Source organism: Bacillus sp. FSL W8-1143, from assembly GCF_037965155.1.
Taxonomy (GTDB): Bacteria; Bacillota; Bacilli; order Bacillales; family Bacillaceae; genus Bacillus; species Bacillus pumilus.
In genome coordinates this window covers 2,074,047-2,097,105 of record NZ_CP150182.1, presented here as the reverse complement: position 1 = coordinate 2,097,105, position 23,059 = coordinate 2,074,047, and the positions used below count along the sequence as shown (strand labels likewise).

27 protein-coding genes are annotated in these 23,059 nt (G+C 40.8%); 25 read left to right on the top strand and 2 right to left on the bottom strand.

What is annotated here, in order from left to right; translation table 11 throughout:
* The first annotated feature begins 65 nt into the window (after nt 1-65).
* On the top strand, nt 66-647 hold the full coding sequence (locus NSQ36_RS10450) for an ECF transporter S component (RefSeq protein ID WP_012010414.1): 582 nt from the start codon (nt 66-68) through the stop codon (nt 645-647).
* A gap of 34 nt (nt 648-681) precedes the next feature.
* Here the strand turns inward: NSQ36_RS10450 and NSQ36_RS10445 are convergent, their stop codons facing one another.
* Nucleotides 682-930 carry a ferredoxin gene (locus NSQ36_RS10445; protein WP_003215700.1) on the bottom strand — a complete coding sequence of 83 codons (249 nt, stop codon included), beginning with the start codon at nt 928-930 and terminating at the stop codon, nt 682-684.
* A gap of 267 nt (nt 931-1,197) precedes the next feature.
* Between NSQ36_RS10445 and NSQ36_RS10440 the strand changes: the two genes are divergently transcribed.
* The 17 genes from NSQ36_RS10440 (at nt 1,198) to fni (ending at nt 17,225) form a co-directional block, all read left to right on the top strand.
* Nucleotides 1,198-2,250 carry a helix-turn-helix domain-containing protein gene (locus NSQ36_RS10440; protein ID WP_212045947.1) on the top strand — a complete coding sequence of 351 codons (1,053 nt, stop codon included), beginning with the start codon at nt 1,198-1,200 and terminating at the stop codon, nt 2,248-2,250.
* Entirely contained in the window at nt 2,243-3,751 is a 1,509-nt protein-coding gene (locus NSQ36_RS10435) for an ATP-dependent DNA helicase RecQ (protein ID WP_339160042.1), read from the top strand. Before NSQ36_RS10440 ends, NSQ36_RS10435 begins: the two co-directional genes overlap by 8 nt.
* Complete coding sequence (locus tag NSQ36_RS10430) at nt 3,748-4,389, top strand: CPBP family intramembrane glutamic endopeptidase (protein ID WP_137055032.1); 642 nt, start codon at nt 3,748-3,750, stop codon at nt 4,387-4,389. The genes NSQ36_RS10435 and NSQ36_RS10430 overlap by 4 nt, the downstream gene beginning before the upstream one ends.
* Entirely contained in the window at nt 4,334-5,095 is a 762-nt protein-coding gene (locus NSQ36_RS10425; RefSeq protein WP_034620417.1) for a LysM peptidoglycan-binding domain-containing protein, read from the top strand. The genes NSQ36_RS10430 and NSQ36_RS10425 overlap by 56 nt, the downstream gene beginning before the upstream one ends.
* Before the next feature lie 64 nt (nt 5,096-5,159).
* Entirely contained in the window at nt 5,160-5,612 is a 453-nt protein-coding gene (locus NSQ36_RS10420; RefSeq protein ID WP_339205645.1) for a DUF2663 family protein, read from the top strand.
* Nucleotides 5,613-5,699: 87 nt separating this feature from the next.
* Nucleotides 5,700-6,488 carry a metallophosphoesterase gene (locus tag NSQ36_RS10415; RefSeq protein ID WP_050943977.1) on the top strand — a complete coding sequence of 263 codons (789 nt, stop codon included), beginning with the start codon at nt 5,700-5,702 and terminating at the stop codon, nt 6,486-6,488.
* Nucleotides 6,489-6,653: 165 nt separating this feature from the next.
* Complete coding sequence (locus NSQ36_RS10410; RefSeq protein ID WP_003215601.1) at nt 6,654-7,235, top strand: genetic competence negative regulator; 582 nt, start codon at nt 6,654-6,656, stop codon at nt 7,233-7,235.
* Nucleotides 7,236-7,430: 195 nt separating this feature from the next.
* Nucleotides 7,431-8,705: a Glu/Leu/Phe/Val dehydrogenase gene (locus NSQ36_RS10405; RefSeq protein WP_012010406.1), complete on the top strand. Its 1,275-nt coding sequence runs from the start codon at nt 7,431-7,433 to the stop codon at nt 8,703-8,705.
* Between the two features lie 123 nt (nt 8,706-8,828).
* Nucleotides 8,829-9,800: a YpdA family putative bacillithiol disulfide reductase gene (locus NSQ36_RS10400; RefSeq protein WP_321999306.1), complete on the top strand. Its 972-nt coding sequence runs from the start codon at nt 8,829-8,831 to the stop codon at nt 9,798-9,800.
* Nucleotides 9,801-9,955: 155 nt separating this feature from the next.
* Nucleotides 9,956-10,618 carry a glutamic-type intramembrane protease PrsW gene (gene prsW, locus NSQ36_RS10395; RefSeq protein WP_003215795.1) on the top strand — a complete coding sequence of 221 codons (663 nt, stop codon included), beginning with the start codon at nt 9,956-9,958 and terminating at the stop codon, nt 10,616-10,618.
* Between the two features lie 127 nt (nt 10,619-10,745).
* Nucleotides 10,746-11,657, top strand: coding sequence for a spore cortex-lytic enzyme (gene sleB / locus NSQ36_RS10390; RefSeq protein ID WP_106028756.1), 912 nt, complete (start codon nt 10,746-10,748; stop codon nt 11,655-11,657).
* A gap of 16 nt (nt 11,658-11,673) precedes the next feature.
* Entirely contained in the window at nt 11,674-13,023 is a 1,350-nt protein-coding gene (ypeB, locus tag NSQ36_RS10385) for a germination protein YpeB (RefSeq protein WP_003215550.1), read from the top strand.
* Nucleotides 13,024-13,125: 102 nt separating this feature from the next.
* Nucleotides 13,126-13,773: a flagellar brake domain-containing protein gene (locus NSQ36_RS10380; protein ID WP_050943839.1), complete on the top strand. Its 648-nt coding sequence runs from the start codon at nt 13,126-13,128 to the stop codon at nt 13,771-13,773.
* Between the two features lie 63 nt (nt 13,774-13,836).
* A complete protein-coding gene (locus NSQ36_RS10375; RefSeq protein WP_003215744.1) occupies nt 13,837-14,019 on the top strand; it encodes a DUF5359 family protein in 183 nt (60 codons plus the stop codon).
* 71 nt (nt 14,020-14,090) lie between these two features.
* The gene (gene cmk, locus NSQ36_RS10370) at nt 14,091-14,768 is read left to right on the top strand and encodes a (d)CMP kinase (RefSeq protein ID WP_003216003.1); all 678 of its coding nucleotides are present in this window, start codon (nt 14,091-14,093) and stop codon (nt 14,766-14,768) included.
* A gap of 223 nt (nt 14,769-14,991) precedes the next feature.
* Nucleotides 14,992-16,143: a 30S ribosomal protein S1 gene (gene rpsA / locus NSQ36_RS10365; RefSeq protein ID WP_003215529.1), complete on the top strand. Its 1,152-nt coding sequence runs from the start codon at nt 14,992-14,994 to the stop codon at nt 16,141-16,143.
* Between the two features lie 14 nt (nt 16,144-16,157).
* Entirely contained in the window at nt 16,158-17,225 is a 1,068-nt protein-coding gene (gene fni / locus NSQ36_RS10360; RefSeq protein WP_321999304.1) for a type 2 isopentenyl-diphosphate Delta-isomerase, read from the top strand.
* A 53-nt stretch (nt 17,226-17,278) separates the two neighbouring features.
* On the opposite strand, the gene NSQ36_RS10355 is transcribed toward fni, so the two are convergent.
* Nucleotides 17,279-17,410, bottom strand: a complete 132-nt coding sequence (locus NSQ36_RS10355) for a YpzI family protein (RefSeq protein ID WP_003215762.1) — start codon at nt 17,408-17,410, stop codon at nt 17,279-17,281.
* Nucleotides 17,411-17,530: 120 nt separating this feature from the next.
* Here NSQ36_RS10355 and NSQ36_RS10350 point away from each other — a divergent pair, with 120 nt between their 5' ends.
* From NSQ36_RS10350 to NSQ36_RS10320, 7 genes are all read left to right on the top strand, one after another.
* On the top strand, nt 17,531-18,133 hold the full coding sequence (locus NSQ36_RS10350; protein ID WP_321999303.1) for a hypothetical protein: 603 nt from the start codon (nt 17,531-17,533) through the stop codon (nt 18,131-18,133).
* A complete protein-coding gene (locus tag NSQ36_RS10345) occupies nt 18,130-19,014 on the top strand; it encodes a YIEGIA family protein (protein ID WP_003215905.1) in 885 nt (294 codons plus the stop codon). Before NSQ36_RS10350 ends, NSQ36_RS10345 begins: the two co-directional genes overlap by 4 nt.
* A 6-nt stretch (nt 19,015-19,020) precedes the next feature.
* On the top strand, nt 19,021-19,215 hold the full coding sequence (locus NSQ36_RS10340; RefSeq protein ID WP_003215794.1) for a hypothetical protein: 195 nt from the start codon (nt 19,021-19,023) through the stop codon (nt 19,213-19,215).
* 159 nt (nt 19,216-19,374) lie between these two features.
* Nucleotides 19,375-20,685, top strand: a complete 1,311-nt coding sequence (gene der, locus NSQ36_RS10335; protein WP_003215663.1) for a ribosome biogenesis GTPase Der — start codon at nt 19,375-19,377, stop codon at nt 20,683-20,685.
* A gap of 14 nt (nt 20,686-20,699) precedes the next feature.
* On the top strand, nt 20,700-21,737 hold the full coding sequence (locus tag NSQ36_RS10330) for an NAD(P)H-dependent glycerol-3-phosphate dehydrogenase (RefSeq protein WP_044141099.1): 1,038 nt from the start codon (nt 20,700-20,702) through the stop codon (nt 21,735-21,737).
* Between the two features lie 266 nt (nt 21,738-22,003).
* Nucleotides 22,004-22,207, top strand: a complete 204-nt coding sequence (locus NSQ36_RS10325) for a DUF2768 domain-containing protein (protein ID WP_034318888.1) — start codon at nt 22,004-22,006, stop codon at nt 22,205-22,207.
* An 18-nt stretch (nt 22,208-22,225) separates the two neighbouring features.
* Nucleotides 22,226-22,951: a hypothetical protein gene (locus tag NSQ36_RS10320; protein WP_003215852.1), complete on the top strand. Its 726-nt coding sequence runs from the start codon at nt 22,226-22,228 to the stop codon at nt 22,949-22,951.
* The last annotated feature ends 108 nt before the right edge of the window (nt 22,952-23,059 follow it).

Below are 23,059 nucleotides of genomic sequence, written 5' to 3'. Positions count from 1 at the left end.
TTTTTTTGTGGCTGAAATTGAACAATCCTCTTTTCGAAAGATTTGATCGAAAAGGAGAGAGAATATTGAATCAAAGTAAAGTAAAACGTTTAGTCGTCACCAGTATGCTTAGCAGTATTTCGTTCGTGTTAATTTTATTGGATTTCCCTTTCCCAGGGCTTCCAGCGTATTTGAAAATTGATTTCAGCGATATCCCAGCGATTATTGCGATTTTAATTTATGGGCCAGGTGCAGGAATTGCCGTTGAGGCATTAAAAAATGTTCTGCATTATCTCATTCAAGGCAGTATGTCCGGCGTTCCAGTTGGGCAAGTCGCGAACTTCATTGCAGGCACACTATTCATCTTACCAGTCGCCTTTATGTTCAAAAAAATTAAATCAGCAAAAGGAATGGCTTGGTCAATGATCATGGGTACATTACTTATGACTGTGATGATGAGCATTTTAAATTACTTCTTATTCCTACCAGCTTACACATGGTTTTTAAACGCACCTGAACTATCAGATCATGCGCTCAAGACGACCATTACAGCAGGGATTTTACCTTTTAACTTTATTAAAGGAATCATCATTACCATCGTATTTAGCTTCATTTTTGTGAAAATGCGTCCATGGTTTGAAAATAAACGCCGACTTCAAAATAGTTAAGATAAAAAAAGCCCCTGCATAAGGGGCTTTTATACTATTCATGCTTAAGTGGGTCACCCTCGAAAGATTCGTCCGCAACTTTGATTGAGTCAGTTGGACATCCTTCAAATGCATCAAGCATATCTTCTTCAAGTACTTCTGGAACTTCTACAGTCCCTTGGTTGTCGTCAAGCGTAACAAATGCAATGCCTTCATCATCATAATCATAAATGTCTGGAGCAGCTGCACCGCATGCGCCGCAAGCAATACATGTGTCTTTGTCTACAATTGTATATTTTGCCATGTTAAAAAAATACCTCCCAAATAGTTCGATGGAACACATGGTTTAACCTTTTTAGTTTCACCGATAAAAAACAATTTCCTCAAACCTTATTGTAATGATTTTAAATTCACATTTCAACTGTAAAGTGATTGAGAATGCTTATCACATAAGGGTTTGTTCATAACTTTCCCCCATAAATTGAGTTTAAACATTTCTTCTTGTATGAAATCTGTTAAAATAAAGGGAGAAAATATTCGAATTTTGTCAGGAAGACAGGTGCTTTGATGAATGACTCTTCATTATTTGGATGTCATGTTAATGGACAGCGTATATAAATTGAACGGCGAACGCTCCATTAGTGCTGTCTACCATCTTTTTAAAGGAAAAAAATCATCTCAAACCATACAGGATGCCAGCTTGTTTGAGCTTTCCAGGTACTTCGGCTGTTACCCGGGGTTTACGAGGGATCAGCTGAATCGTTCTGCTTTAAAGCTTGAAGAGAAGCACTATATTAGAAAAAACGATGAGACACTGAGTATCACTGAAGCAGGGCAGCAAATGCTACACCAGCATTTCTCTGAAAAACCGATGCCTGCTTATTTTCATGGTGCCAAATACCACGATAAAGCAAAGATGCTATGGATGAGGCTCTCTTTACTTGTACAAGTGCTTTCTCACCATATGGCTGGATCACATCAATATGTTCCAATACAAAGAGATGTCTCAGTTCAAAGCTGGACGAAATCTTTTTTGAAACAGCATCAGCAGAAAAGCAAGCTTTCAGAAGAGCTGCATCATGAACTAGAAAAACTCCTAATGAACCTAAGTGATCAAGAGGCACTGATTTTTGTTTACTCATTGACCTCACATGAACGAATCGGGCGTACGTATCAGCAAATGGCGGAGTGGATGAAAGAAGATGTGTGGTATGTGTACTTGCTTTTTTGGAATGTACTCCATTATTTTATTCAATCTGCCCAAAAAGGTGAGGCGCCGACTTTGCAGAAGCTCGTAGGTGACCTTGAATTTAAACGCGTGTTAACAACTTCTACTCACAAAACACTTGAGCTTGTCCAAAAAGGATTTGATATTGAACAAATTGCTCACATTCGTTCATTAAAAAAGGCAACGATTGAAGATCATATCGTGGAGCTGTCGATACATGAGCCAAGCTTTTCAATAGATCCCTATGTGAGTATAAAAGAGCAGCGGGAGATCCTTGCTGTAGCCAGAGAACTGCAAACAAATAAAATGAAGCTGATTAAAGAAAAACTCGAGCATCCATTTACTTATTTTCAAATACGATTGGCACTGACAAGGATGGTGAAAGCAAATGGATAAGCTTCATCAGACGCTCATGCGATACTTTGGCCACGACACATTTAAAGCAGGTCAAGAGGACATTATTCGAAGTGTACTGCATCAAAAAGATACGGTTGCCATGCTGCCTACGGGTGGAGGAAAGTCACTTTGCTATCAAATTCCCGGTTATATGACAGACGGGCTGGTTCTGATTATTTCGCCGCTTTTATCGCTTATGGAGGACCAAGTCGAACGAATGAAAATGCGCGGAGAAAAACGAGTGGCGGCGCTTAATAGCACATTGTCTTTTCAGGAGAGGCGACATATCATTCGGCATTTGCCATCATATAAATTTCTATTCGTCGCACCTGAGGCATTAATGTCAGAAGTGCTGCTTGAACAACTCAAATCGATGCGTATTGGTCTGTTTGTCGTCGATGAAGCGCATTGTATATCAGAATGGGGGCATGATTTCCGTCCTGAATATTCGAAGCTCGGAGAATGGAGAGAAGCGTTAGGTCATCCTGTGGCTTTAGCTCTTACAGCCACAGCAACGAAACAAACGCTAAAAGATACTGTGCAAACGCTAAGATTGCAGCATCCAGACTTTCATATTCATTCTGTCAACCGTCCGAACATTGCCTTAGTCAAAGAAGTGCACGAATCGAAAGAAGCAAAAGAGAAACGGGCCATTGAGCTTGCGGATTTTTTGCAAGGACCAGGCATTATATATTGCCCGACTCGGCAAATGACAGAAGAGCTTGCTCTCTGTATGAAACAAAAAACCAATCAGCGTGTTGAGTTTTATCATGGCGGAATGGACGCAGGAGATCGTATGCTCATTCAGCAGCAATTTATCAGCGGTCAGCTTGATCTCATTTGCTGTACGAGTGCTTTTGGCATGGGAATTGATAAAGCAAATATCCGGTTTGTCATTCATATGAGCCCTCCGCAATCGATTGAAGCATTTATGCAAGAGATTGGAAGAGCGGGAAGGGACGGGAAAAACAGTGTGAGCATTCTTTTATATACAGAAGAGGATGCAGATATTCAGCTACACTTGATCCAAGCAGAAGGATTTGACGAACCAGAAATTGATTTCTACTTATCACAACTGACTCAAATGCAGACAAATGATGAAAAAAAATTACGTGAACGATTGATGGAAACAGGGCTTCAGGAGACGCGTGCAAGAATGCTGACGCACTATTACATGATGCATGAGTCCGAACAGCGCCCGGCAATTCTGATGAATCTAAAAGAAATATTGCAGGACAGACAAACAGAAAAGCTAAAAAAAGTGTGGCAATTTAAAGAGCGGATCATGGATCATGACTGCTTTAGACAATCTCTGTTATCATATTTTCACGAACAGCTTGATCAAACAGAGCGCGCGTCCTCTAAGCATTGCTGCTCTTCTTGCGGACTGAACCTGTCTGATTATGAAAAAAAAGAACAATCATTGGAGCTGAATGAAATGAAACACTGGAAGACTGTGCTGGATCGTATGTTTCATCTGACAAAAGAGGCGCAGCATTGATTGAACAACATCGCCGAATCATTGAAAAATTAACCGATCGACAAGTCGTAGAACAGCTGTATTTCACGCAGCTGCTCATGCTTATCGTTTCTTTTTTACTAGGCATATTTATGTTCGATCAATGGACGGATTTTACAGCCCTTTGGCAGATTCATGATATGCGCATTCTAACATATGGAATTGGCGGTGCATTGCTCGTCATTATTATAGATGCAATTGTCATGAAGGTGTTTCCTGCTCATATGTATGATGATGGCGGTTTAAATGAAAAGATGTTCAAAAACCGAAGTATCCCGCATATTGTTTGGTTAGCACTTCTCATTGCCTTTTCAGAGGAAATACTATTTCGCGGAATTGTTCAACAGCAATTTGGGCTTGAGATTGCCAGCATCGTGTTTGCGCTTCTTCATTTTCGCTATTTATCAAAAATACTCTTGTTTATCCTCGTGGTTTCCATTAGTATTTTTTTAGGACTTTTATACGAGTGGACGGGGAATTTATTTGTTCCTGTCATGACACATTTTGTCATTGACTTAGTCTTTGCTTGTCAAATTCGTTTGAAATATAAGGGGAGGGATGAACATGGAAGAAATGTCGAGAATGCAGAGAAAGAAGGAGCAGCTCACAAACAACCATGACGACAATGTAGAGGAAATTCTTGAAGAAAAAGTACATCCTTCTGATGACTCTCACTTTCCTACACGAGAAGACTTTCATGAATATAAGAAGCAGCGTACGAAAAAAGTGCGCAATCCTTTGTTTACGACATTGGCTATTATCTTTCCTATCATCGTCATCACTGTTTTCTTTCTATTGATCTACTACACTTCAAAGGAAATCAACGATAATAACAATCAGGGTGTATACATTGATAAAACCTCAAGTGCTGACACAGACCCAGTTCCGTCAGCACTAGCCGAAACAAAAAATGACGCAAAAGCTGATAAAGCGGATGCGTCTGATGAAGAGAAGAAAAAGAAAGATGAAGAAAAAGAAAAGCAGCGATCAAAAGAAAAAGCAGAGCAAAAGAAAAAAGAAAAAGCTGCTAAAGAGAAAGAAGAGCGTGAAAAAGCCGCAGCTGCGAAAAAGCGTGAACAGCAGCAGCTCGCCCTCCAAAAACAGCAAGAAGAGAAAAAACGAAAAGAAGTCGAAGAGAAAAAGAAGCAGGAAGAAAAGCCAGTTCGTGTCGTCCAGCACACTGTTGGCCCAGAGGAAAACCTGTATCGAATCTCGATGAAATATTACAAAAGCCGATCAGGTGAAGAGAAAATAAAAGCCTACAATCATTTAAATGGGAACAGTGTATACAGTGGTCAAGTACTCAATATTCCATTGGAAAACTAATTACCTGACATGAACGAATGAAAAAGCACATACATATGTAGAAAAAAGGGACAGGGTGTATGTGATGACTTTGCACGCAATCAGCCGCTATATGGATCAGCCGACACAGAAAATGATGGAAACGTTGATCAAAAGAAAGCACAAATATGAGGGCTTTGCCAAGCAGTGCAAAAGATGGCAATGGACAGCCCTTTTGTCGCTGGCGATTCTTTTGTTTTATTTTGTGATAACGGCAAATAAGGGAGGCTCGCTTCAGCCGGAATCGATGATTGCAACGCTGCTCGGTCATGAGGTCTTTCTATTTTGGATAATGGCTGAGGTGTTTGCTTTTTATGCATCTTATTATTATAAGAAAAAAGAAGAAAAGGCTGAGGATGAATATCATCGCCTTAGATGTGAGATTATACAAAAAAGCACAGACTTATGGCCGCAATCAGACCAGTGGAAAGAGCGTGAAGCGGTTTTTCGCTATATGCAGCAGCAATATGACATTAATCTCTATTATGAAAGTAAATAAATGTGTAAAAAGACGTTTTAATAGTTGAAACGTCTTTTTACATTCAAGCGTCTTATGAACGACACATATGCAAGGGAGCCATTTATGATGAAATATGCCATCGGATTTACTGCCGCCATTGCGGCTGTTACAACAGGTGTGTGTGTAACGGCAAAAATGGTGAAAACGGCAAAACAAAACAACATCAAAAAGCATTACTTTACAATAGAAGCACTTCAATCAGATCGACCAGCAGTGATTTTCTTTATTTCTGATACACACCGGCGGCTGATTAGTGACTCATTATTAGCGGAAGTCACACAAGAAAAACCGGATGTCATTATGATAGGCGGGGACTTAGCAGAAAAAGGTGTACCCTACGCCAGAATTGAAGAAAATGTGAAACGTTTATCAAGAATTGCGCCCGTTTATTTTGTTTGGGGAAATAATGATCACGAGCTGCACCAGCAAAAGCTTAAAGAGATTCTTCATGCTTACGATGTGACGACCCTGCAAAATGAAACAGCTGTGTGGGATTTCGAAGGCCAGTCAATTAAAATTGGAGGCATCGATGATATTCGGCTTGAAAAGGCGGATTATGAAGCGATACGACCTGAGTTTGTGAAAGATGACGTAAATATTCTCTTATCACACAACCCAGATGTACATCATTTAATGAGTGAAGATGAGGGGATCGACCTTGTTTTGAGCGGTCATACACATGGAGGTCAGATTCGAATTGGGAAATTTGGTCCGTATGAAAAAGGAAGAACAGGTCAGGTCAAAGGCGCATTTTTTCTCATTAGTAATGGCTATGGAACAACAAAGATTCCAATGCGTCTCGGGGCAGAACCGGAAACGCATCTGATCTATTTAATGCCTGTAAAAACGCGATGACTGGCTGCGCCCTCAATATTTTCCATAAAAGTCACCGTAAGCATAGCTTCATGCTTGTCTTCCGTCTTGACACAGTGTAAACTGAATACAAAATTAAGAACCTATGACTCATCATCTCATATACTACAGTATGATGTGTGTTTAGAAGAGGCAGGAGGGAACGTTATGCGACTGGAGCGTCTGAATTATAATAAAATCAAAATTTTTCTCACACTAGATGACCTGACAGACCGGGGTCTTACGAAAGAAGACCTTTGGAAAGATTCGTTCAAAGTCCATCAGCTGTTTAAAGACATGATGAACGAAGCGAATCAGGAGCTCGGTTTTGAAGCGAGTGGACCGATTGCTGTTGAAGTATTTTCACTTCAGGCGCAGGGGATGGTCGTCATTGTCACAAAGAGTCAGCAGGATGATGCTGATGATGATGAGTTTGATGAAGATTACATTGAGATGCAAGTCAAGCTCGACGAGAGTCATCATGTGCTCTATCAATTTGCCTCGTTTGAAGATGTGATTCAACTGTCCCATAGTTTAAGTCGTATTGGACTTTTAGGGGGTACAGTTTACCATTATGAAGGTCAATATTTTCTCAGCCTAGATGATTTTGAAGAACTATCAGCTGATACCGTCATTTCCATTTTAGCGGAGTTCGGTTCACCAACGACATTAACGATCCATCGGCTAAAAGAATACGGAAAAGTGATCATGCAAGATGATGCAGTGAAAACGATTCAAATGTATTTTTAATCACTTTTTTCTATTATATTTAATACTGTTGTGATGAAACAACAGTATTTTTTTATATCCTTTTTATATTTATAAACGCTGATATTTTATTTTAATAAAAAACGTTTTTTACCTTTGCTTTACCAGTACGAAGGTGTATACTATTGCTTGAAAGGGAGCAGTAGATCATGAAAGATTTCTAGGGGGTTTATTTTAATGGCAGCCGATCAAAACGCCGCTCATAACGCAGAAGATAAGCTAGATGTTTTAAAGTCAACTCAAACCGTCATACATAAAGCGCTAGACAAATTAGGGTATCCGCAAGAAGTGTATGAATTGCTGAAGGAGCCAATTCGTCTATTAACTGTGAAAATTCCAGTACGAATGGATGATGGATCAGTGAAAATTTTCACTGGTTACCGCGCGCAGCACAATGATGCTGTTGGACCGACAAAAGGCGGTATTCGTTTCCACCCGAACGTTACTGAAAAAGAAGTAAAAGCGCTTTCAATTTGGATGAGTTTAAAATGTGGTATTGTGGATCTTCCTTATGGCGGAGGAAAAGGCGGTATTATCTGTGATCCAAGAGAAATGTCATTTAGAGAGCTTGAAAAACTGAGCCGCGGCTATGTTCGCGCAATCAGTCAAATCGTTGGTCCAACGAAAGATGTACCAGCACCAGATGTGTTTACAAACTCTCAAATTATGGCATGGATGATGGACGAATATTCTAGAATGGATGAATTTAACTCGCCAGGATTTATTACCGGAAAACCAATTGTTCTTGGAGGATCACACGGACGTGATACTGCAACAGCAAAAGGTGTGACGATCTGCATCAAAGAAGCGGCGAAGAAAAAAGGAATTGACATTAGCGGGGCACGTGTTGTCGTACAGGGATTCGGAAATGCAGGAAGCTACTTGGCTAAATTCATGTATGATGCCGGAGCGAAAATCGTAGGGATTTCAGATGCTTACGGCGGGTTATACGATGAAGATGGTCTTGATATTGACTACTTGCTTGACAGACGTGACAGCTTTGGAACCGTTACTAAATTATTTAACGATACCATCACAAACCAAGAGCTGCTTGAGCTCGATTGTGATATCTTAGTACCTGCAGCCATTGAGAACCAAATCACTGAAGATAATGCGGCAAACATTAAAGCTAAAATTGTCGTAGAAGCAGCGAATGGTCCAACGACACTTGAAGGAACAAAAATTCTTTCAGATCGTGGAGTACTGCTTGTCCCAGACGTACTTGCGAGTGCGGGTGGTGTAACGGTTTCTTACTTTGAATGGGTGCAGAATAACCAAGGGTTCTACTGGACTGAAGAGGAAGTCGAAACTCGTTTAGAAGATATGATGGTGAAATCATTTAATAATATTTATGAAATGGCGCAAAACCGCCGCATCGATATGCGTCTTGCTGCATATATGGTCGGCGTACGCAAAATGGCTGAAGCTTCTCGATTCAGAGGCTGGATTTAAGCGGCTTATTTGCATCGCGCCCAAAAATCTCCTATCCTTAAATAGGAGATTTTTTTATGGAATGGGAACAAATCATCAACAGCTAGCAATTGTTATTGCATTGAAACGACAGGAGTGGAACAAATGAAACAAGAAAAAGCGATCATAATAGGAGGCGGCCCTTGCGGATTATCAGCTGCCATCGCATTCCAGCAAATCGGAATTGATGCACTAGTCATTGAAAAGGGGAATGTCGTTAACAGTATTTATCATTACCCAACACATCAAACCTTTTTCAGTACAAGTGAAAAGCTTGAGATTGGTGATGTCGCTTTTATTACTGAAAATCGCAAGCCCGTTCGTATCCAGGCGCTTTCTTATTACCGAGAAGTAGTCAGCCGAAAAAACCTGCGTGTGCATGCCTTTGAAAAAGTAACCGCTGTGACGAAAAAAGATGGCCATTTTACCGTGAGCACATCAAAAGACGACTATTCATGTGATTATGTCGTGATTGCTACTGGCTACTATGACCATCCAAACTATATGAATGTCAAAGGGGAAGACCTTCCACATGTGTATCATTATTTTAAAGAAGGACACCCATACTTTGATAAAGATGTAACGGTGATCGGCGGGAAAAACTCAAGTGTCGATGCTGCGCTAGAACTTGTGAAATGCGGAAGCAGAGTCACTGTACTTTATCGAGGAACTGAATATTCTTCCAGCATCAAACCTTGGATTTTGCCAGAGTTTGAAGCACTTGTGCGGAATGGAACGATTCGAATGGAGTTTGGAGCACAGGTGAAGGAAATTACAGAAGAAGAAGTGATTTTTACAAACCAGCAAGAGCAAACGGAGCGAGTGAAAAGTGATTATGTTTTTGCCATGACAGGCTATCATCCAGATCATTCTTTCTTAGAAAAAATGGGTGTGACAATTGATCAAGAATCAGGCCGCCCAGCATTTGATGAACAGACGATGGAGACAAACGTAGAAGGGATTTTCATCGCAGGAGTGATTGCAGCTGGAAATAATGCCAATGAAATTTTCATTGAAAACGGGAGATTTCATGGGGGGCTAATTGCAGAAGAAATTAACAAAAGAATGAATGCATAAAAAAAGAACTGGATCCTTCCAAGGGATTCGGTTCTTTTTGATATAAAATGGGATTATATAGAAGAATATTTTCATAAAAATGGGCTCGAGTCATATAAAAAAAGGGTAAATCATGGTACGATAATGAAGGATAATGTAGGGAAAGAGGTCTGGTTATGATCGCAATCATCTCAGCAGGTTTAGCTCCCGGCATCGCACTTTTAAGTTATTTTTATTTGAAAGATCAGTACGACAATGAGCCGGTACACATGGTCATCAGATCTTTTATGCTAGGTGTTATACTTGTGTTTCCAACCATGTTTATTCAATATGTCCTTCAAGAGGAGCATATCGCAACGAACCCTATCTTGATTTCATTTGTGACGTCGGGCTTCTTAGAGGAATCTTTAAAATGGTTTATTTTAATGGTCAGCGTCTATGCGCATGCCCAATTTGACGAACACTATGATGGAATTGTATATGGAACGAGTGTCTCGCTTGGTTTCGCAACACTTGAAAATATTCTTTATTTGGTCGGTCACGGGGTTGAATATGCATTCACCCGTGCTTTATTACCCGTCTCAAGTCATGCTTTATTCGGTGTTGTGATGGGATTTTATATCGGCAAAGCCCGCTTCTCTGATAAAAAGGAGCAGCGCAAATGGCTGATCCTTTCTCTAACGCTTCCTGTGCTTTTTCACGGCCTATATGATTTCATATTGTTAGGAATGAAAAATTGGGGATATATCATGCTGCCATTCATGATTTTTTTATGGTGGTTTGGCCTGCGAAAAGCAAAAAAAGCTCGTTCAGTGAAAATGGTGCAAAATTTAATGTAGAAAACGTCTTATCAGTTGATAGGGCGTTTTTTTGTCTTTTCATCCATTTCTCTCCTGTGATGAATGTATAAAAATAGGGATTGGAAGAAATATATATTCAAACATCAAAAGTACAGGAGGATCAAATATGGACAAAGCTCGTTTCATGAAACAAATCGTCCTTATCTTCTCAATCGTTCTACTCGCAACATCACTGATGACAACTGAAAAAAGTGAAGCCTTCACCAGTCAAGTCATCCAGCGAGGTGCGACAGGAGAAGATGTAGTCGAGCTGCAAGCACGGCTCCAATACAATGGCTTTTACAATGGCAAAATTGATGGTGTATATGGCTGGGGGACGTACTGGGCCGTTCGCAACTTTCAAAGCCAATATGGTGTAAAGAAGGTCGACGGACTTGTAGGTAAACAAACAAAAAGCCTATTAGTTCAAAAGACAAAATACTATAAAGACTTTGTTCAGCAGCAGCTGCAAAAGGGGAATGAGTTTACCCATTATGGCGGGAAACCTCTTGATCAGCAAACAAAAGCTCCTGCGAAAAGAAGCTCACAAAAAAAGACTGCTCAAGGTGCGAAAGAGAATCAAAAAAGTCAAAGCGGAGCACCTGGAAAGTCTGCGAAACAGTCAGGCAATCAGCAAGCAAATCAAACACCGAAACAAACGGCAGCCAACATGCCAGGTGGTTTTTCTAGTAATGATATTCAGCTCTTATCACAAGCGGTTTATAGTGAAGCAAGGGGCGAGCCGTATGAAGGACAGGTGGCGATCGCTGCCGTCATCTTAAACCGTTTGAACAACCCGACTTTTCCAAATACAATCGCAGGAGTTATTTTTGAACCGCTTGCGTTTACAGCTGTGGCGGATGGTCAATTTTATATGTCACCAAATGACACTGCAAAAAAGGCTGTGTTTGATGCCATTAACGGCTGGGACCCGTCTGAGAGCGCCGTCTATTACTTTAATCCTGATACAGCAACAAGTCCATGGATTTGGGGAAGACCACAAATTAAACGAATTGGGAAACATATTTTCTGCGAATAGAAAGAGGTGTAAATAAATGATCAGAGGAATATTGATTGCCATTTTAGGAATTGCTGTCATCTCAACAGGTTATTGGGGCTATAAAGAGCATCAAGAAAAAGACGCAGTGCTGCTGCACGCAGAGAACAACTATCAGAGGGCCTTCCACGATTTAACGTACCAAGTGGATCAGCTGCACGACAAACTTGGGGCAACGCTTGCGATGAACAGCCAATCGTCCATTTCACCGGCACTTGCAGATGTATGGAGAATGTCATCAGAAGCACATAACAATGTGAGTCAGCTTCCGCTCACATTAATGCCTTTTAACAAAACGGAAGAATTTTTGGCGAATGTCGGAGACTTTAGCTACAAATCATCAGTTAAATCCTTATCAGATGAACCATTAAACAAAAATACGCACAAAACCATTACGTCCTTATATCAGCAAGCATCTGATATCCAAAACGAACTGAGACAAGTGCAGCACCTCGTCCTCAATAAAAATTTAAAATGGATGGATGTTGAAATGGCACTTGCTGATGGTGACCGAAAGAATGATAACACCATCATTGACGGATTGAAAACAGTCGAGAGAAATGCAGATGCATTTGCAGATGTCGATCTCGGACCGACAAATGTGTCCACAGAAGCAGAAACACGCGGCTACAATCATTTAAAGGGTAAAAAGATTTCAAAGAAAGAAGCGATACGCATTGCCCAGCAATTCGCACCTGATCATAATCAACATTTTAAGGTGAGAAAGAGCGGAAGCAAAACCAATCGAGATGTGTACAGCTTATCGATGTCAGATCCTGATAGTAAAGCGAATTTCTATTTAGACTTGACTGAAAAAGGAGGACATCCAGTCTACCTTCTTCAAAATCGAGACGTGAAAAAACAGAAAATCAGTTTAAACCAAGCATCAGAAAAAGCACTCAGCTTCTTAAAGAAGCAAGGATTTGATGCAGAGTCATTCCATTTAGATGAAAGTGCGCAATTTGATAATATCGGTGTATTTACCTATGTACCTCTTCAAAAAAATGTACTGCTGTATCCAGATAGTATACGCATGAAGGTCGCACTAGACGATGGTGAAGTGGTTGGATTTTCAGCGAAAGACTATTTAACGAATCATAAAACAAGAGACATCAAAGCACCTAAAATCTCGCAAAAAGAAGCGAAGAAAACGCTCAATCAGCATGTGAAAATCGAAGATACTCATGTAGCGATTGTTCAAAACGATATGTCAGAGGAAGTTTTATGCTATGAGTTCCTAGGAACGATAAAAAATGATACGTACCGAATGTTCATTAATGCGGATACTGGAAAAGAAGAACGAGTAGATAAACTAAAAAACGCAGAACCTATATATAAAGACCTATAAAAAAGGAAACGAGGAAAAGGCGAATAAGCCTTTTCCTTTTGTTTTATACATGGTTTAATATAGGAGAGGATATGATTTCACAGATGAAAAGAGTGATGAGGAATGTTACAAATAGGGGATGCAATCACAATTGAATATGTCAATGAGAACAAAGAAGTGAAAACTGCAAAATCGAAAGTTTTGGAAAATAATAACGATGATATTTGCATTAATTATCCAGCTGATAAAGAAACGGGACGCACGATCTATTTAAACCAGCAAACAGAAATCACCGTTTTCTTTTTCGATGAAAATCAAATTCCATACAAATGCACAAGCGAAGTCATCGGCAAGAGGAAAGAAGATATTCCGATGATCGTCATTTCCATTCCGCCAAAAGAAGAAATGATTCGGCTTCAGCGTAGAGAATACCTGAGAGTCGATACAATGGTCAAAACCGCGATCACGCAAACGGGTGAAGAATCCTTTGACACGTTTATTGTCAATATGAGTGCTGGCGGCTTAGCAATTGCTGTTCCTGAAGGTGTCTTATTGAAAGAATACGGAGAAGTGATCACAGAGTTTGAACTTCCGCTGAAAGAGCCTGTTAAAATTAAAGCGGTTGCAGAGATGAGCCGAGTTTATCAAGATGAGCAGACTGGCAAAACAAGAGCGATCATGGAGTTTTCTGAGATCACAAATGATCAGCAGCAGCACATTATGAAGTACTGCTTCCAGCAGCAGCTTTTAACACGTGTGAAAAAAGCATAAGAATAAAGGATGTTAAAAGCTTCCATACTAGAGGTAATAGAATCTAGCGTGGAGGCTTTTTGTATGAAAACAATGGAAAGATGGCTATTTAAAGCGGTGCTCATTCAGCTTGTCTTATTATTAGCCGTTCAGATCACACTTCATTTGACAAAAGGAGAACTATTTTTGTCAAAAGTCGTGCAATACGAGGGTGTAAATAACATGAGCATTGAAGATTGGATCGAGACGTTTAAGCAGAAGGATTGATAGAAAATTCCCCCGTTTGACCGGTGATCGTGTTACAATTCATAAGGGAGATTCAATCAAGGAGAGGTATTATGAAAAAGAAATTATCTATCGCAATTGACGGTCCTGCAGCAGCAGGAAAAAGCACTGTGGCAAAAATTGTCGCAGCAAAAAAATCATATATTTATATCGATACAGGTGCCATGTACCGCGCGATTACGCTTGCGGCACTTCACCATGGTGTAGATCTCGAAGACGAGCAGGCGCTTGATGCACTACTAAAGAAAACGGTGATTGAACTTGTCTCAACAGGCGAGGGTCAAAAAGTGCATCTAGACAATACCGATGTGACAGAAGAGATTCGCACAGACCGCGTGAGCAACCAAGTATCGGTTGTCGCAAAGCACAGAGCTGTTCGGGAAGAAATGGTCCGCAGGCAGCAAGAGCTTGGTAAAAAAGGCGGTGTCGTGATGGACGGAAGAGACATAGGTACTCACGTTCTTCCAGATGCCGAAGTGAAAATTTTCTTGCTTGCATCTGTAGAAGAAAGAGCAAAACGCCGCTTTGAAGAGAATCAGAAAAAAGGCTACGATGTCAATTACGATCAGCTGATCGAAGAGATTGCAAGACGTGACAAGCTTGACTCTGAGCGCGAAGTTTCACCGCTTAAGAAAGCGGATGACGCCATTGAGATTGACACAACTTCTCTTACCATTCAAGAGGTAGCAGGTAAAATTTTAGATGCAGCAGACCGTGTGGAGAAACTGTAAGAAATTTTAGAAAACTTTTATAAGTTAGAGGTTTATCTCTTGACAAACAAGGTCTTTTATTAGAAGTTTATACTAATACTATTTTTATTGATCATTCAAGCAATTCTGTTGATTTGAATGTTTCTATAATACATACTCGGCTGGCAATCATCATGCTTAAGACACATATTCACCCAGTCGTTTTAACTAAGCTGTGTAGGTTTGGACCAAGGAGGTTATCGAAATGACAGAGGAAATGAATCAAATCGATGTTCAGGTACCAGAGGTTGGAGATGTAGTGAAAGGGATTGTTTCTAAAGTTGAGGACAAGCATGTCAATGTAGATATCGTCAATGTGAAACAACCTGGGATCATCCCAATCAGTGAATTATCAAGTCTTCACGTTGAAAAAGCATCAGATGTCGTGAAAGATGGCGACGAATTAGAGCTTAAAGTAACAAAAGTCGAAGACGATGCTTTGATTTTATCGAAACGTGCTGTTGATGCAGACCGCGCTTGGGAAGACCTAGAGAAAAAGTTTGAAACAAAAGAAGTATTTGAAGCTGAAGTAAAAGACGTTGTAAAAGGTGGTCTTGTCGTAGACATTGGTGTGCGTGGATTTATTCCTGCATCTCTTGTAGAAGCGCACTATGTTGAGGACTTTTCAGACTACAAAGGTAAAACACTCTCACTTGTCGTGGTCGAACTTGACCGCGAAAAAAATCGTGTGATTCTCTCGCACCGTGCAGTAGTGGAGCAAGAGCAATTAGACAAAAAGCAAGACTTCTTGCAAAAACTTGAAGTAGGCAGTGTGATTGATGGTAAAGTGCAACGCCTTACTGATTTTGGTGCATTTGTAGACATTGGCGGCATTGATGGATTGGTTCACATTTCTCAACTATCCCATGCGCATGTTGAAAAGCCATCTGACGTAGTGGAAGAAGGCCAGGAAGTCCAGGTCAAAGTACTTGCTGTTGATCGTGATAACGAACGTATCTCACTATCTATTAAAGAAACATTACCAGGACCTTGGAGCCAGATTGGTGAAAAGGTAAAACAAGGTGATGTGCTTGAAGGAACTGTCCAACGTCTAGTAAGCTTTGGTGCATTTGTTGAAATTCTGCCAGGCGTCGAAGGACTTGTGCATATTTCTCAAATCTCTCATAAACATATCGGTACGCCGCATGAAGTCCTTGAAGAAGGGCAGACTGTGAAAGTAAAAGTGCTTGATGTGAATGAAGATGAAGAACGCATTTCACTAAGCATCCGTGATTTAGAAGAAAATCCTGAAAAACAAATCGAAGAGAATTATCGTCAATATCAGGCGAAAGAAGAAAACACAAGTGGATTCCAGCTTGGTGACCTGATCGGAGATAAGCTCAATAAATTAAAATAATTTGGTGATCAAAATTGACGCGAGCAGAAAGAAAGAAGCAGCATATTGAACATGCCTTGTCCACTGGACAGCATGCAGAAGCAGGTTTAAAAGATGTTTCCTTCGTTCACGCCAGTTTACCAGATCTTGCAACATCACAAATTGATACACATTCAACAATTGGCGGACTGACTTTCGGTTCGCCAATTTTTATCAATGCAATGACTGGCGGAGGCGGAAAATCGACCTATGAGATTAATCGCTCTTTATCGATCGCAGCGAAGGAAACCAATATTCCGGTGGCGGTTGGATCGCAAATGGCTGCACTGAAAGATAAAGAAGAAAGACGTACGTATGAAGTTGTTCGTAAAGTGAATCCAGATGGAATTGTCTTTGCGAACCTAGGCAGTGAGGCAACGATGAAGCAAGCGAAGGAAGCCGTTGAGATGCTGGAGGCCAATATGCTCCAGATTCATTTAAATGTGATTCAAGAGATTGTCATGCCTGAAGGAGACCGTGATTTCAGGGGGGCACTTGAGCGCATCGCAGCCATCAATGAATCAGTTGGTGTGCCTGTTGTCGTAAAAGAAGTTGGATTTGGCATGAGCAAGGAAACGGCCAAAAAGTTATTTCATGCTGGGGTTGCGGCCGTTGATGTAGGCGGATTTGGTGGTACGAACTTTTCTAAGATCGAAAATCTTCGCCGCCAAAAAGCACTTCATTATTTTGATCAATGGGGGATTCCAACTGCAGCGAGTCTTGCTGAAGTACATACAAGTTTTCCAGATCAAACGATTTTAGCCTCGGGAGGTATACAAGACGCCCTTGATGTAACAAAATCAATCGCACTTGGCGCATCGGCTGCTGGTCTAGCTGGCTTTTTCTTAAAATCACTGACTGACGGAGGGGAGAGCGGTCTCATCGCGAATATCATAGATCTTCAAGAAGATGTGAAGATGATGATGACAGTTCTTGGCGTGAAGACCATTGAAGAGCTGAGACAAACCCAACTTGTCATTTCAGGTGAAACAAGTCATTGGCTCAAAGAAAGAGGCATCGACACAACGTACTATAGTTTAAGATCAAATAAGAAAAAGGACTAAAAGCAAGTTTAGCCCTTAAACATCTAAGGCATGTGGTCATCACATGCCTTTTTTTATTGATTTCTTTTTCGCGCACTATCTGGACCTTCTAATGCTGTTGCCCCTTTATAATGAATGGATTGATCACGGTCAGATTCCACTCTTTTTGATGCCTTTAAGCGTTTTTCCTGTCTATCTTTTCCCATCATACATCCCTCCTCAACCATTAGGGTGTCACCTCTTGTTTATTTCATACAATGCCCAAAGCGATCCCTTACGTTTAAAAATTGGGGATTTTCCCATAATGTAATTGAGGTGATGAGACGTTGGAGGCTTTGTACTATTATTGGTCCATATGGTTCGTTTGGATTATCGTGACATTTATTATGGAAAAAAGCTCATGGCGCAATGTGCTAGGCGTCTTTGTCCTTGTCCATATTATATGTAGTCATTTCATGATGTCCATATTTGATATGAGCCTGAATGCGGGGTACTTGATGACCTTTTTATATGCATGTGCGGGTTTCGTTATATTCCGGTCTGGGCATCAAATAATGAGAATCATACAATTAGGTTCTATGGTGAGCGCATATGCCTTTTTTATGATTTTTGCATTATATGATCCGGTTTGGTTCACGCTAATAAAAGTGGATTGGGTCGTATTTGCCTTGCTGATCTTGATGTCTTTGACATATGGACATCATTTTACAGAACGAGTCACCCTATGGATGATGGCTGTATGTCTTGGCGAAGCCCTTTATGCGCTCACAATTCACCGCCTGACATCATCGATTGTCATTGGAGATCTCTCTTTTCTGTCCCTTGTTGTTCAAGGGTCCATCTTCCTATTAGGTGTCGATCAGCTTGAAAAGCTCTTGAACGCCCGTTCATCAAGAAAACCAGTAAAAGGGGCTGCAAAATCAACATGACGGATTATACGTTTCCTGTGATTATTGGTGTCATCTTTGGGATGGCGGCCAGGCTTTATATGTTAAGAACAGATTACCGGCAATACCCTACGTATATTCATGGACAAGTGATTCACATTGCGCTTGGTTTTATCGCTTCAGGACTTGGTGCGATCATTATGCCTGCACTCATTCAGGAGGAATTTACGGCGATTACCTTTCTCACGCTGGCGGCCACGCAATTCCGAGATGTCCGCAATATGGAAAGAAATACGTTAACTCAAATGGATTCATATGAGCTAGTCTCAAGAGGCAGTACATATATAGAAGGCATTGCCATTGCCTTTGAAAGCCGAAATTATATTGCGATTCTCACTGCACTGATTACGACCACAGCCTGTATTTTCTTCTCGCTCGTTATTGGGACAGTGGTCGGTATTCTTTGTTTTTTCTTGGCAAAGCTATTAATGTCTGGCAGCCAATTAAAGGATATTGTCAACATACAAAAAGGAGAGCTTCGCTTTGATGGGGCAGGGCTTTATGTGAACGATATTTACATCATGAATATCGGACTGCCTGAAAAGCAAAAGCTCATATTAGAGCATGGGATGGGCTTTATTTTGACACCGAAAAATTTCAACGCAGCCACAACGATTGCCAACCTTGGGCAGCGGCAAGCCATTTTATTTGATTTATCTAATGTACTTGGTGTGTATCGCGACTCTGGTGAACCATCACTCTGTCCGCTCGCAAAGCGTGATTTGAATAACGGCACACTTGGCGTGTTCATTTTACCGCAATGGTATCGTGAAGATCTCGCTGTCCGTGTATTAGAAGAAGTACCCATTTTAGAAAATGCCATCAGAATGCCGACAGAGTTCATAAAAAAGAAAGTGAGGTAATAGGGCATGGCGAACACCATTGAACAATTTATACTCGCTGTGGCTACAACAAATAAAGAGCGGGTCATGGGGGGAACAGCCGTTTTTTTCTGTGAAAATAAAGAAGAACTCGACATGTACGCCATGAATTTAGAGGCCATTTTAGATGGAATTGCACACGGAATTGGAGAAGATCTTTACTTGATTGTCAAACATTTTTAAGTTATTCATTGTGGTCTGATTAAAAATTGATATAATATATAAGTTGAACCCTTCATGTTTGAAGGGTTTATTTCATAAAACTGAATGAAAATTTTAAATCCCGGTTGAAACATGATGATGAACATATTGAATCGCGGCTGGATTGAAAGGAAGGGTACTATGGGTAAACCTGTCGTAGCCATTGTTGGAAGGCCCAACGTTGGAAAATCTACAATTTTTAATCGAATCGCAGGCGAAAGAATATCGATTGTAGAAGACACACCTGGTGTAACAAGAGATCGTATTTATAGCTCTGCTGAATGGTTAAATTATGACTTTAACTTAATAGATACTGGTGGAATTGATATTGGAGATGAGCCATTTTTAGCGCAAATTCGCCATCAAGCAGAAATTGCAATGGATGAAGCGGATGTCATTATCTTTATGGTGAATGGCCGAGATGGTGTGACATCAGCGGATGAAGAAGTCGCAAAAATTTTATATCGCACGAAAAAGCCAGTTGTACTTGCTGTCAATAAACTGGACAACCCTGAAATGAGAAGTGACGTGTATGACTTTTATGCACTAGGGTTTGGCGAGCCATATCCGATTTCTGGAACGCACGGATTAGGTCTTGGTGATCTACTTGATGCTGTTGCAGAACACTTTAAGAACTTACCAGATACGCAGTATGACGAACAAGTTGTCCAGTTCTGCTTAATCGGTCGCCCGAATGTAGGGAAATCTTCTTTAGTGAATGCGATGCTCGGAGAAGACCGCGTCATTGTCAGCAACATCGCTGGTACAACAAGAGATGCTGTCGATACGATGTTTACGTACAATCAGCGTGATTTTGTCATTGTTGATACAGCAGGTATGAGAAAAAAAGGAAAAGTATACGAAACAACAGAGAAATACAGTGTGCTTCGTGCATTAAAAGCCATTGATCGTTCTGATGTTGTCGCTGTTGTTCTAGACGGTGAAGAAGGCATTATTGAGCAGGATAAACGTATTGCGGGCTATGCACACGAAGCTGGTAAAGCCGTTGTAATCGTTGTGAACAAATGGGACGCTGTTGAAAAAGATGAGCGTACGATGAAGGAATTTGAGCAAAACATTCGTGAGCATTTTCAATTCCTAGATTATGCTCCTGTCTTGTTTATGTCTGCTCTCACGAAAAAGAGAATTCATACGTTAATGCCGTCCATTATTACAGCTAGTGAAAATCATGCGATGCGCGTTCAAACGAATATTTTGAACGATATCATCATGGATGCAGTAGCAATGAATCCAACGCCGACTCATAATGGACAGCGCCTGAAAATTTACTATGCGACACAGGTGGCGATTAAGCCTCCGTCCTTTGTTGTGTTTGTAAACGATCCAGAGCTTATGCACTTTTCTTATGAACGTTTCCTAGAAAATCGCATTCGAGATGCGTTTGGTTTTGAAGGAACACCGATTAAAATATTTGCGAGAGCGAGAAAATAAAAAGGGTGAGCAGAATGAAGAAAATTTCAGTACTTGGAGCAGGAAGCTGGGGAACAGCCCTTGCTCTTGTATTAGCTGATAATCATCATGATGTACACATGTGGGGACATAGACAAGAGCTCATTGACCAAATCAATGAGAAACATGAAAATCATGATTACTTGCCAAATGTCGCACTGCCGGTGTCTATTCAGGCGACGACAGACATGAAGCAGGCGTTAGAGGGGACAGACGCTATTATTGTCGCTGTGCCAACAAAGGCCATTCGTGAAGTGTTGAAGCAGGCAAATGAGCTGATTACGTCGAAAGTGCCGTTTGTCCATGTAAGTAAAGGAATTGAACCAGATACACTTCTGAGAATATCTCAAATGATTGAACAAGAAGTCCCGGATGAGAAAAGAGAAGCTGTCGTCGTCTTATCAGGACCGAGCCACGCCGAGGAAGTAGGCTTGCGTCACCCGACAACTGTCACTGTCTCATCAGAAAATATTGAAGCGGCTCAATTTGTTCAAGATTTGTTCATGAACAACAACTTTAGAGTTTATACAAACCCTGATGTGATTGGTGTAGAAATTGGCGGCGCACTGAAAAATATCATTGCTCTTGCGGCAGGGATCACAGATGGGCTTGGATATGGTGACAATGCAAAAGCGGCGCTCATCACTAGAGGACTCGCTGAAATCGCACGTCTCGGTACAAAAATGGGAGGGAATCCTCTGACATTTGCCGGTTTAACGGGCGTTGGAGATTTGATCGTGACATGTACAAGTGTTCATTCACGTAACTGGCGCTGCGGAAATCTGCTTGGTAAAGGGTATAAGCTTGAAGAAGTGCTTGAAAAAATGGGGATGGTCGTCGAAGGCGTCCGTACAACAAAAGGCGCTTATCAGCTCTCCAAAGAATACAAGGTCAGCATGCCGATCACAGAGGCGCTTTACCACGTCCTGTTTGAAGGGAAAAAGGTCGACGATGCGGTCGAATCATTGATGGCACGTGTGAAAACACATGAAATGGAAGACCTTGTGAACATGTTTGAAAACCAAACAAAATAAATGGAAGACTGAACTTAGGCATGTAGAGGATGCAAGAAGGGGAAGACTTGCATAACATAGCAATGAAGTTTGAATAGAGCTTTGCCTCTACAGAATGAGGAAAAATAGTCGACCTAATGACTGAAGCGGAGTCCCCCTCTTTGCTTCAGTTTTTTTATGCGCTTTTTTCTGAATGATTGGAAAAATGATTGATATTTACCTTATTTTTGGTTTAGAATGAAATATAAACGCTTACAATTTGTTCGTTTTAAAGGGGGACAGGCACGATGAGTTTTGCTTTAATCAAGATGTGGTTTGCACTTGGTTCAATGGGGCTCATGTTTTTAGCTGTAGTAACCATTTATTTCAGTCGATTTAAGCTGAAGAGCCGGTTTCTTAAAATAACAGCCTCGACAGTCGCATACAGCTTGATGCTGATATCAGGTATCATTGTGTTTTTAGTTGTATTTAGCGGGCCGGTCAATGAATAAAGAAAAAGGAAGAATGTGATGATCAAAGCAAAAGTCAGTGTCACGTTGTTAGCACTTATTTTACTAACAGGATGTCTGTATCCAGAAAATCGCAAAACTGAAAACCGTGTGCCGTACGAAGAGCAACTGCAAAGCGTTCAGACAGCGATTGAGGAATTTCAAAAAGCAACAAATGGTCTTTTGCCGATTGAAACGAAAGAAGCAGACACGCCGGTTTATCAAAAGTACGTCATCGACTTTAAGCGCTTGTCACCAAGATATTTACACGATGTACCGTCTACATCCTTTGAAGGCGGAGGGGAATATATGTATGTCCTCACAGACGTCGAAAAAAACCCAACTGTGAAACTGCTTGATGTCAAAATGACGCAAACCATCAGTGAATTACGGCTTAGAATCAAAATATATCAAGATGAACATACATATCCGCCATACGGCAAAGTAGTATCAAACAATTTATATACGTTAAATGAAAAAAAGCTAGGCTTAAAATCGCCGCCTACGGTCATGAGCCCGGTGACAGGGAATTCCCTCCCATTACTGATTTCATCAAATGGCGAAATCTATGTGGATTACCGCAGTGATTTTGCTCATATTTTGAAGAATACGAAACGAAAGCTGAAACCAGGTGAAAACATTCAAGATGTCTATTGGCAGGAAACCCCGTTTGTACCCGCGTTTTCTGTCCCATATACCATCAACAAAAAAGGTGAGCCTGACTTTTTAGAAAAAAAGACGTCATAAACAAGAATGAACCTTTTTCCTCTGCATATAAATGAGGAGAAAGGTTTTTTTATGGCTAAACATACTCTCAAAACAAAAAAAGGTGTCATATTCAAATAGGACAACGTC

Coding starts and splice junctions, on each gene's coding strand:
- NSQ36_RS10445 (WP_003215700.1), bottom strand. CDS start 930: ATGGCAAAATATACAATTGTAGACAAAGACACATGTATTGCTTGCGGC.
- NSQ36_RS10440 (WP_212045947.1), top strand. CDS start 1,198: ATGACTCTTCATTATTTGGATGTCATGTTAATGGACAGCGTATATAAA.
- NSQ36_RS10435 (WP_339160042.1), top strand. CDS start 2,243: ATGGATAAGCTTCATCAGACGCTCATGCGATACTTTGGCCACGACACA.
- NSQ36_RS10425 (WP_034620417.1), top strand. CDS start 4,334: ATGGAAGAAATGTCGAGAATGCAGAGAAAGAAGGAGCAGCTCACAAAC.
- NSQ36_RS10420 (WP_339205645.1), top strand. CDS start 5,160: ATGACTTTGCACGCAATCAGCCGCTATATGGATCAGCCGACACAGAAA.
- NSQ36_RS10415 (WP_050943977.1), top strand. CDS start 5,700: ATGAAATATGCCATCGGATTTACTGCCGCCATTGCGGCTGTTACAACA.
- NSQ36_RS10410 (WP_003215601.1), top strand. CDS start 6,654: ATGCGACTGGAGCGTCTGAATTATAATAAAATCAAAATTTTTCTCACA.
- NSQ36_RS10405 (WP_012010406.1), top strand. CDS start 7,431: ATGGCAGCCGATCAAAACGCCGCTCATAACGCAGAAGATAAGCTAGAT.
- NSQ36_RS10400 (WP_321999306.1), top strand. CDS start 8,829: ATGAAACAAGAAAAAGCGATCATAATAGGAGGCGGCCCTTGCGGATTA.
- prsW (WP_003215795.1), top strand. CDS start 9,956: ATGATCGCAATCATCTCAGCAGGTTTAGCTCCCGGCATCGCACTTTTA.
- sleB (WP_106028756.1), top strand. CDS start 10,746: ATGGACAAAGCTCGTTTCATGAAACAAATCGTCCTTATCTTCTCAATC.
- ypeB (WP_003215550.1), top strand. CDS start 11,674: ATGATCAGAGGAATATTGATTGCCATTTTAGGAATTGCTGTCATCTCA.
- NSQ36_RS10380 (WP_050943839.1), top strand. CDS start 13,126: ATGTTACAAATAGGGGATGCAATCACAATTGAATATGTCAATGAGAAC.
- NSQ36_RS10375 (WP_003215744.1), top strand. CDS start 13,837: ATGAAAACAATGGAAAGATGGCTATTTAAAGCGGTGCTCATTCAGCTT.
- cmk (WP_003216003.1), top strand. CDS start 14,091: ATGAAAAAGAAATTATCTATCGCAATTGACGGTCCTGCAGCAGCAGGA.
- rpsA (WP_003215529.1), top strand. CDS start 14,992: ATGACAGAGGAAATGAATCAAATCGATGTTCAGGTACCAGAGGTTGGA.
- NSQ36_RS10355 (WP_003215762.1), bottom strand. CDS start 17,410: ATGGGAAAAGATAGACAGGAAAAACGCTTAAAGGCATCAAAAAGAGTG.
- NSQ36_RS10345 (WP_003215905.1), top strand. CDS start 18,130: ATGACGGATTATACGTTTCCTGTGATTATTGGTGTCATCTTTGGGATG.
- NSQ36_RS10340 (WP_003215794.1), top strand. CDS start 19,021: ATGGCGAACACCATTGAACAATTTATACTCGCTGTGGCTACAACAAAT.
- der (WP_003215663.1), top strand. CDS start 19,375: ATGGGTAAACCTGTCGTAGCCATTGTTGGAAGGCCCAACGTTGGAAAA.
- NSQ36_RS10330 (WP_044141099.1), top strand. CDS start 20,700: ATGAAGAAAATTTCAGTACTTGGAGCAGGAAGCTGGGGAACAGCCCTT.
- NSQ36_RS10325 (WP_034318888.1), top strand. CDS start 22,004: ATGAGTTTTGCTTTAATCAAGATGTGGTTTGCACTTGGTTCAATGGGG.
- NSQ36_RS10320 (WP_003215852.1), top strand. CDS start 22,226: ATGATCAAAGCAAAAGTCAGTGTCACGTTGTTAGCACTTATTTTACTA.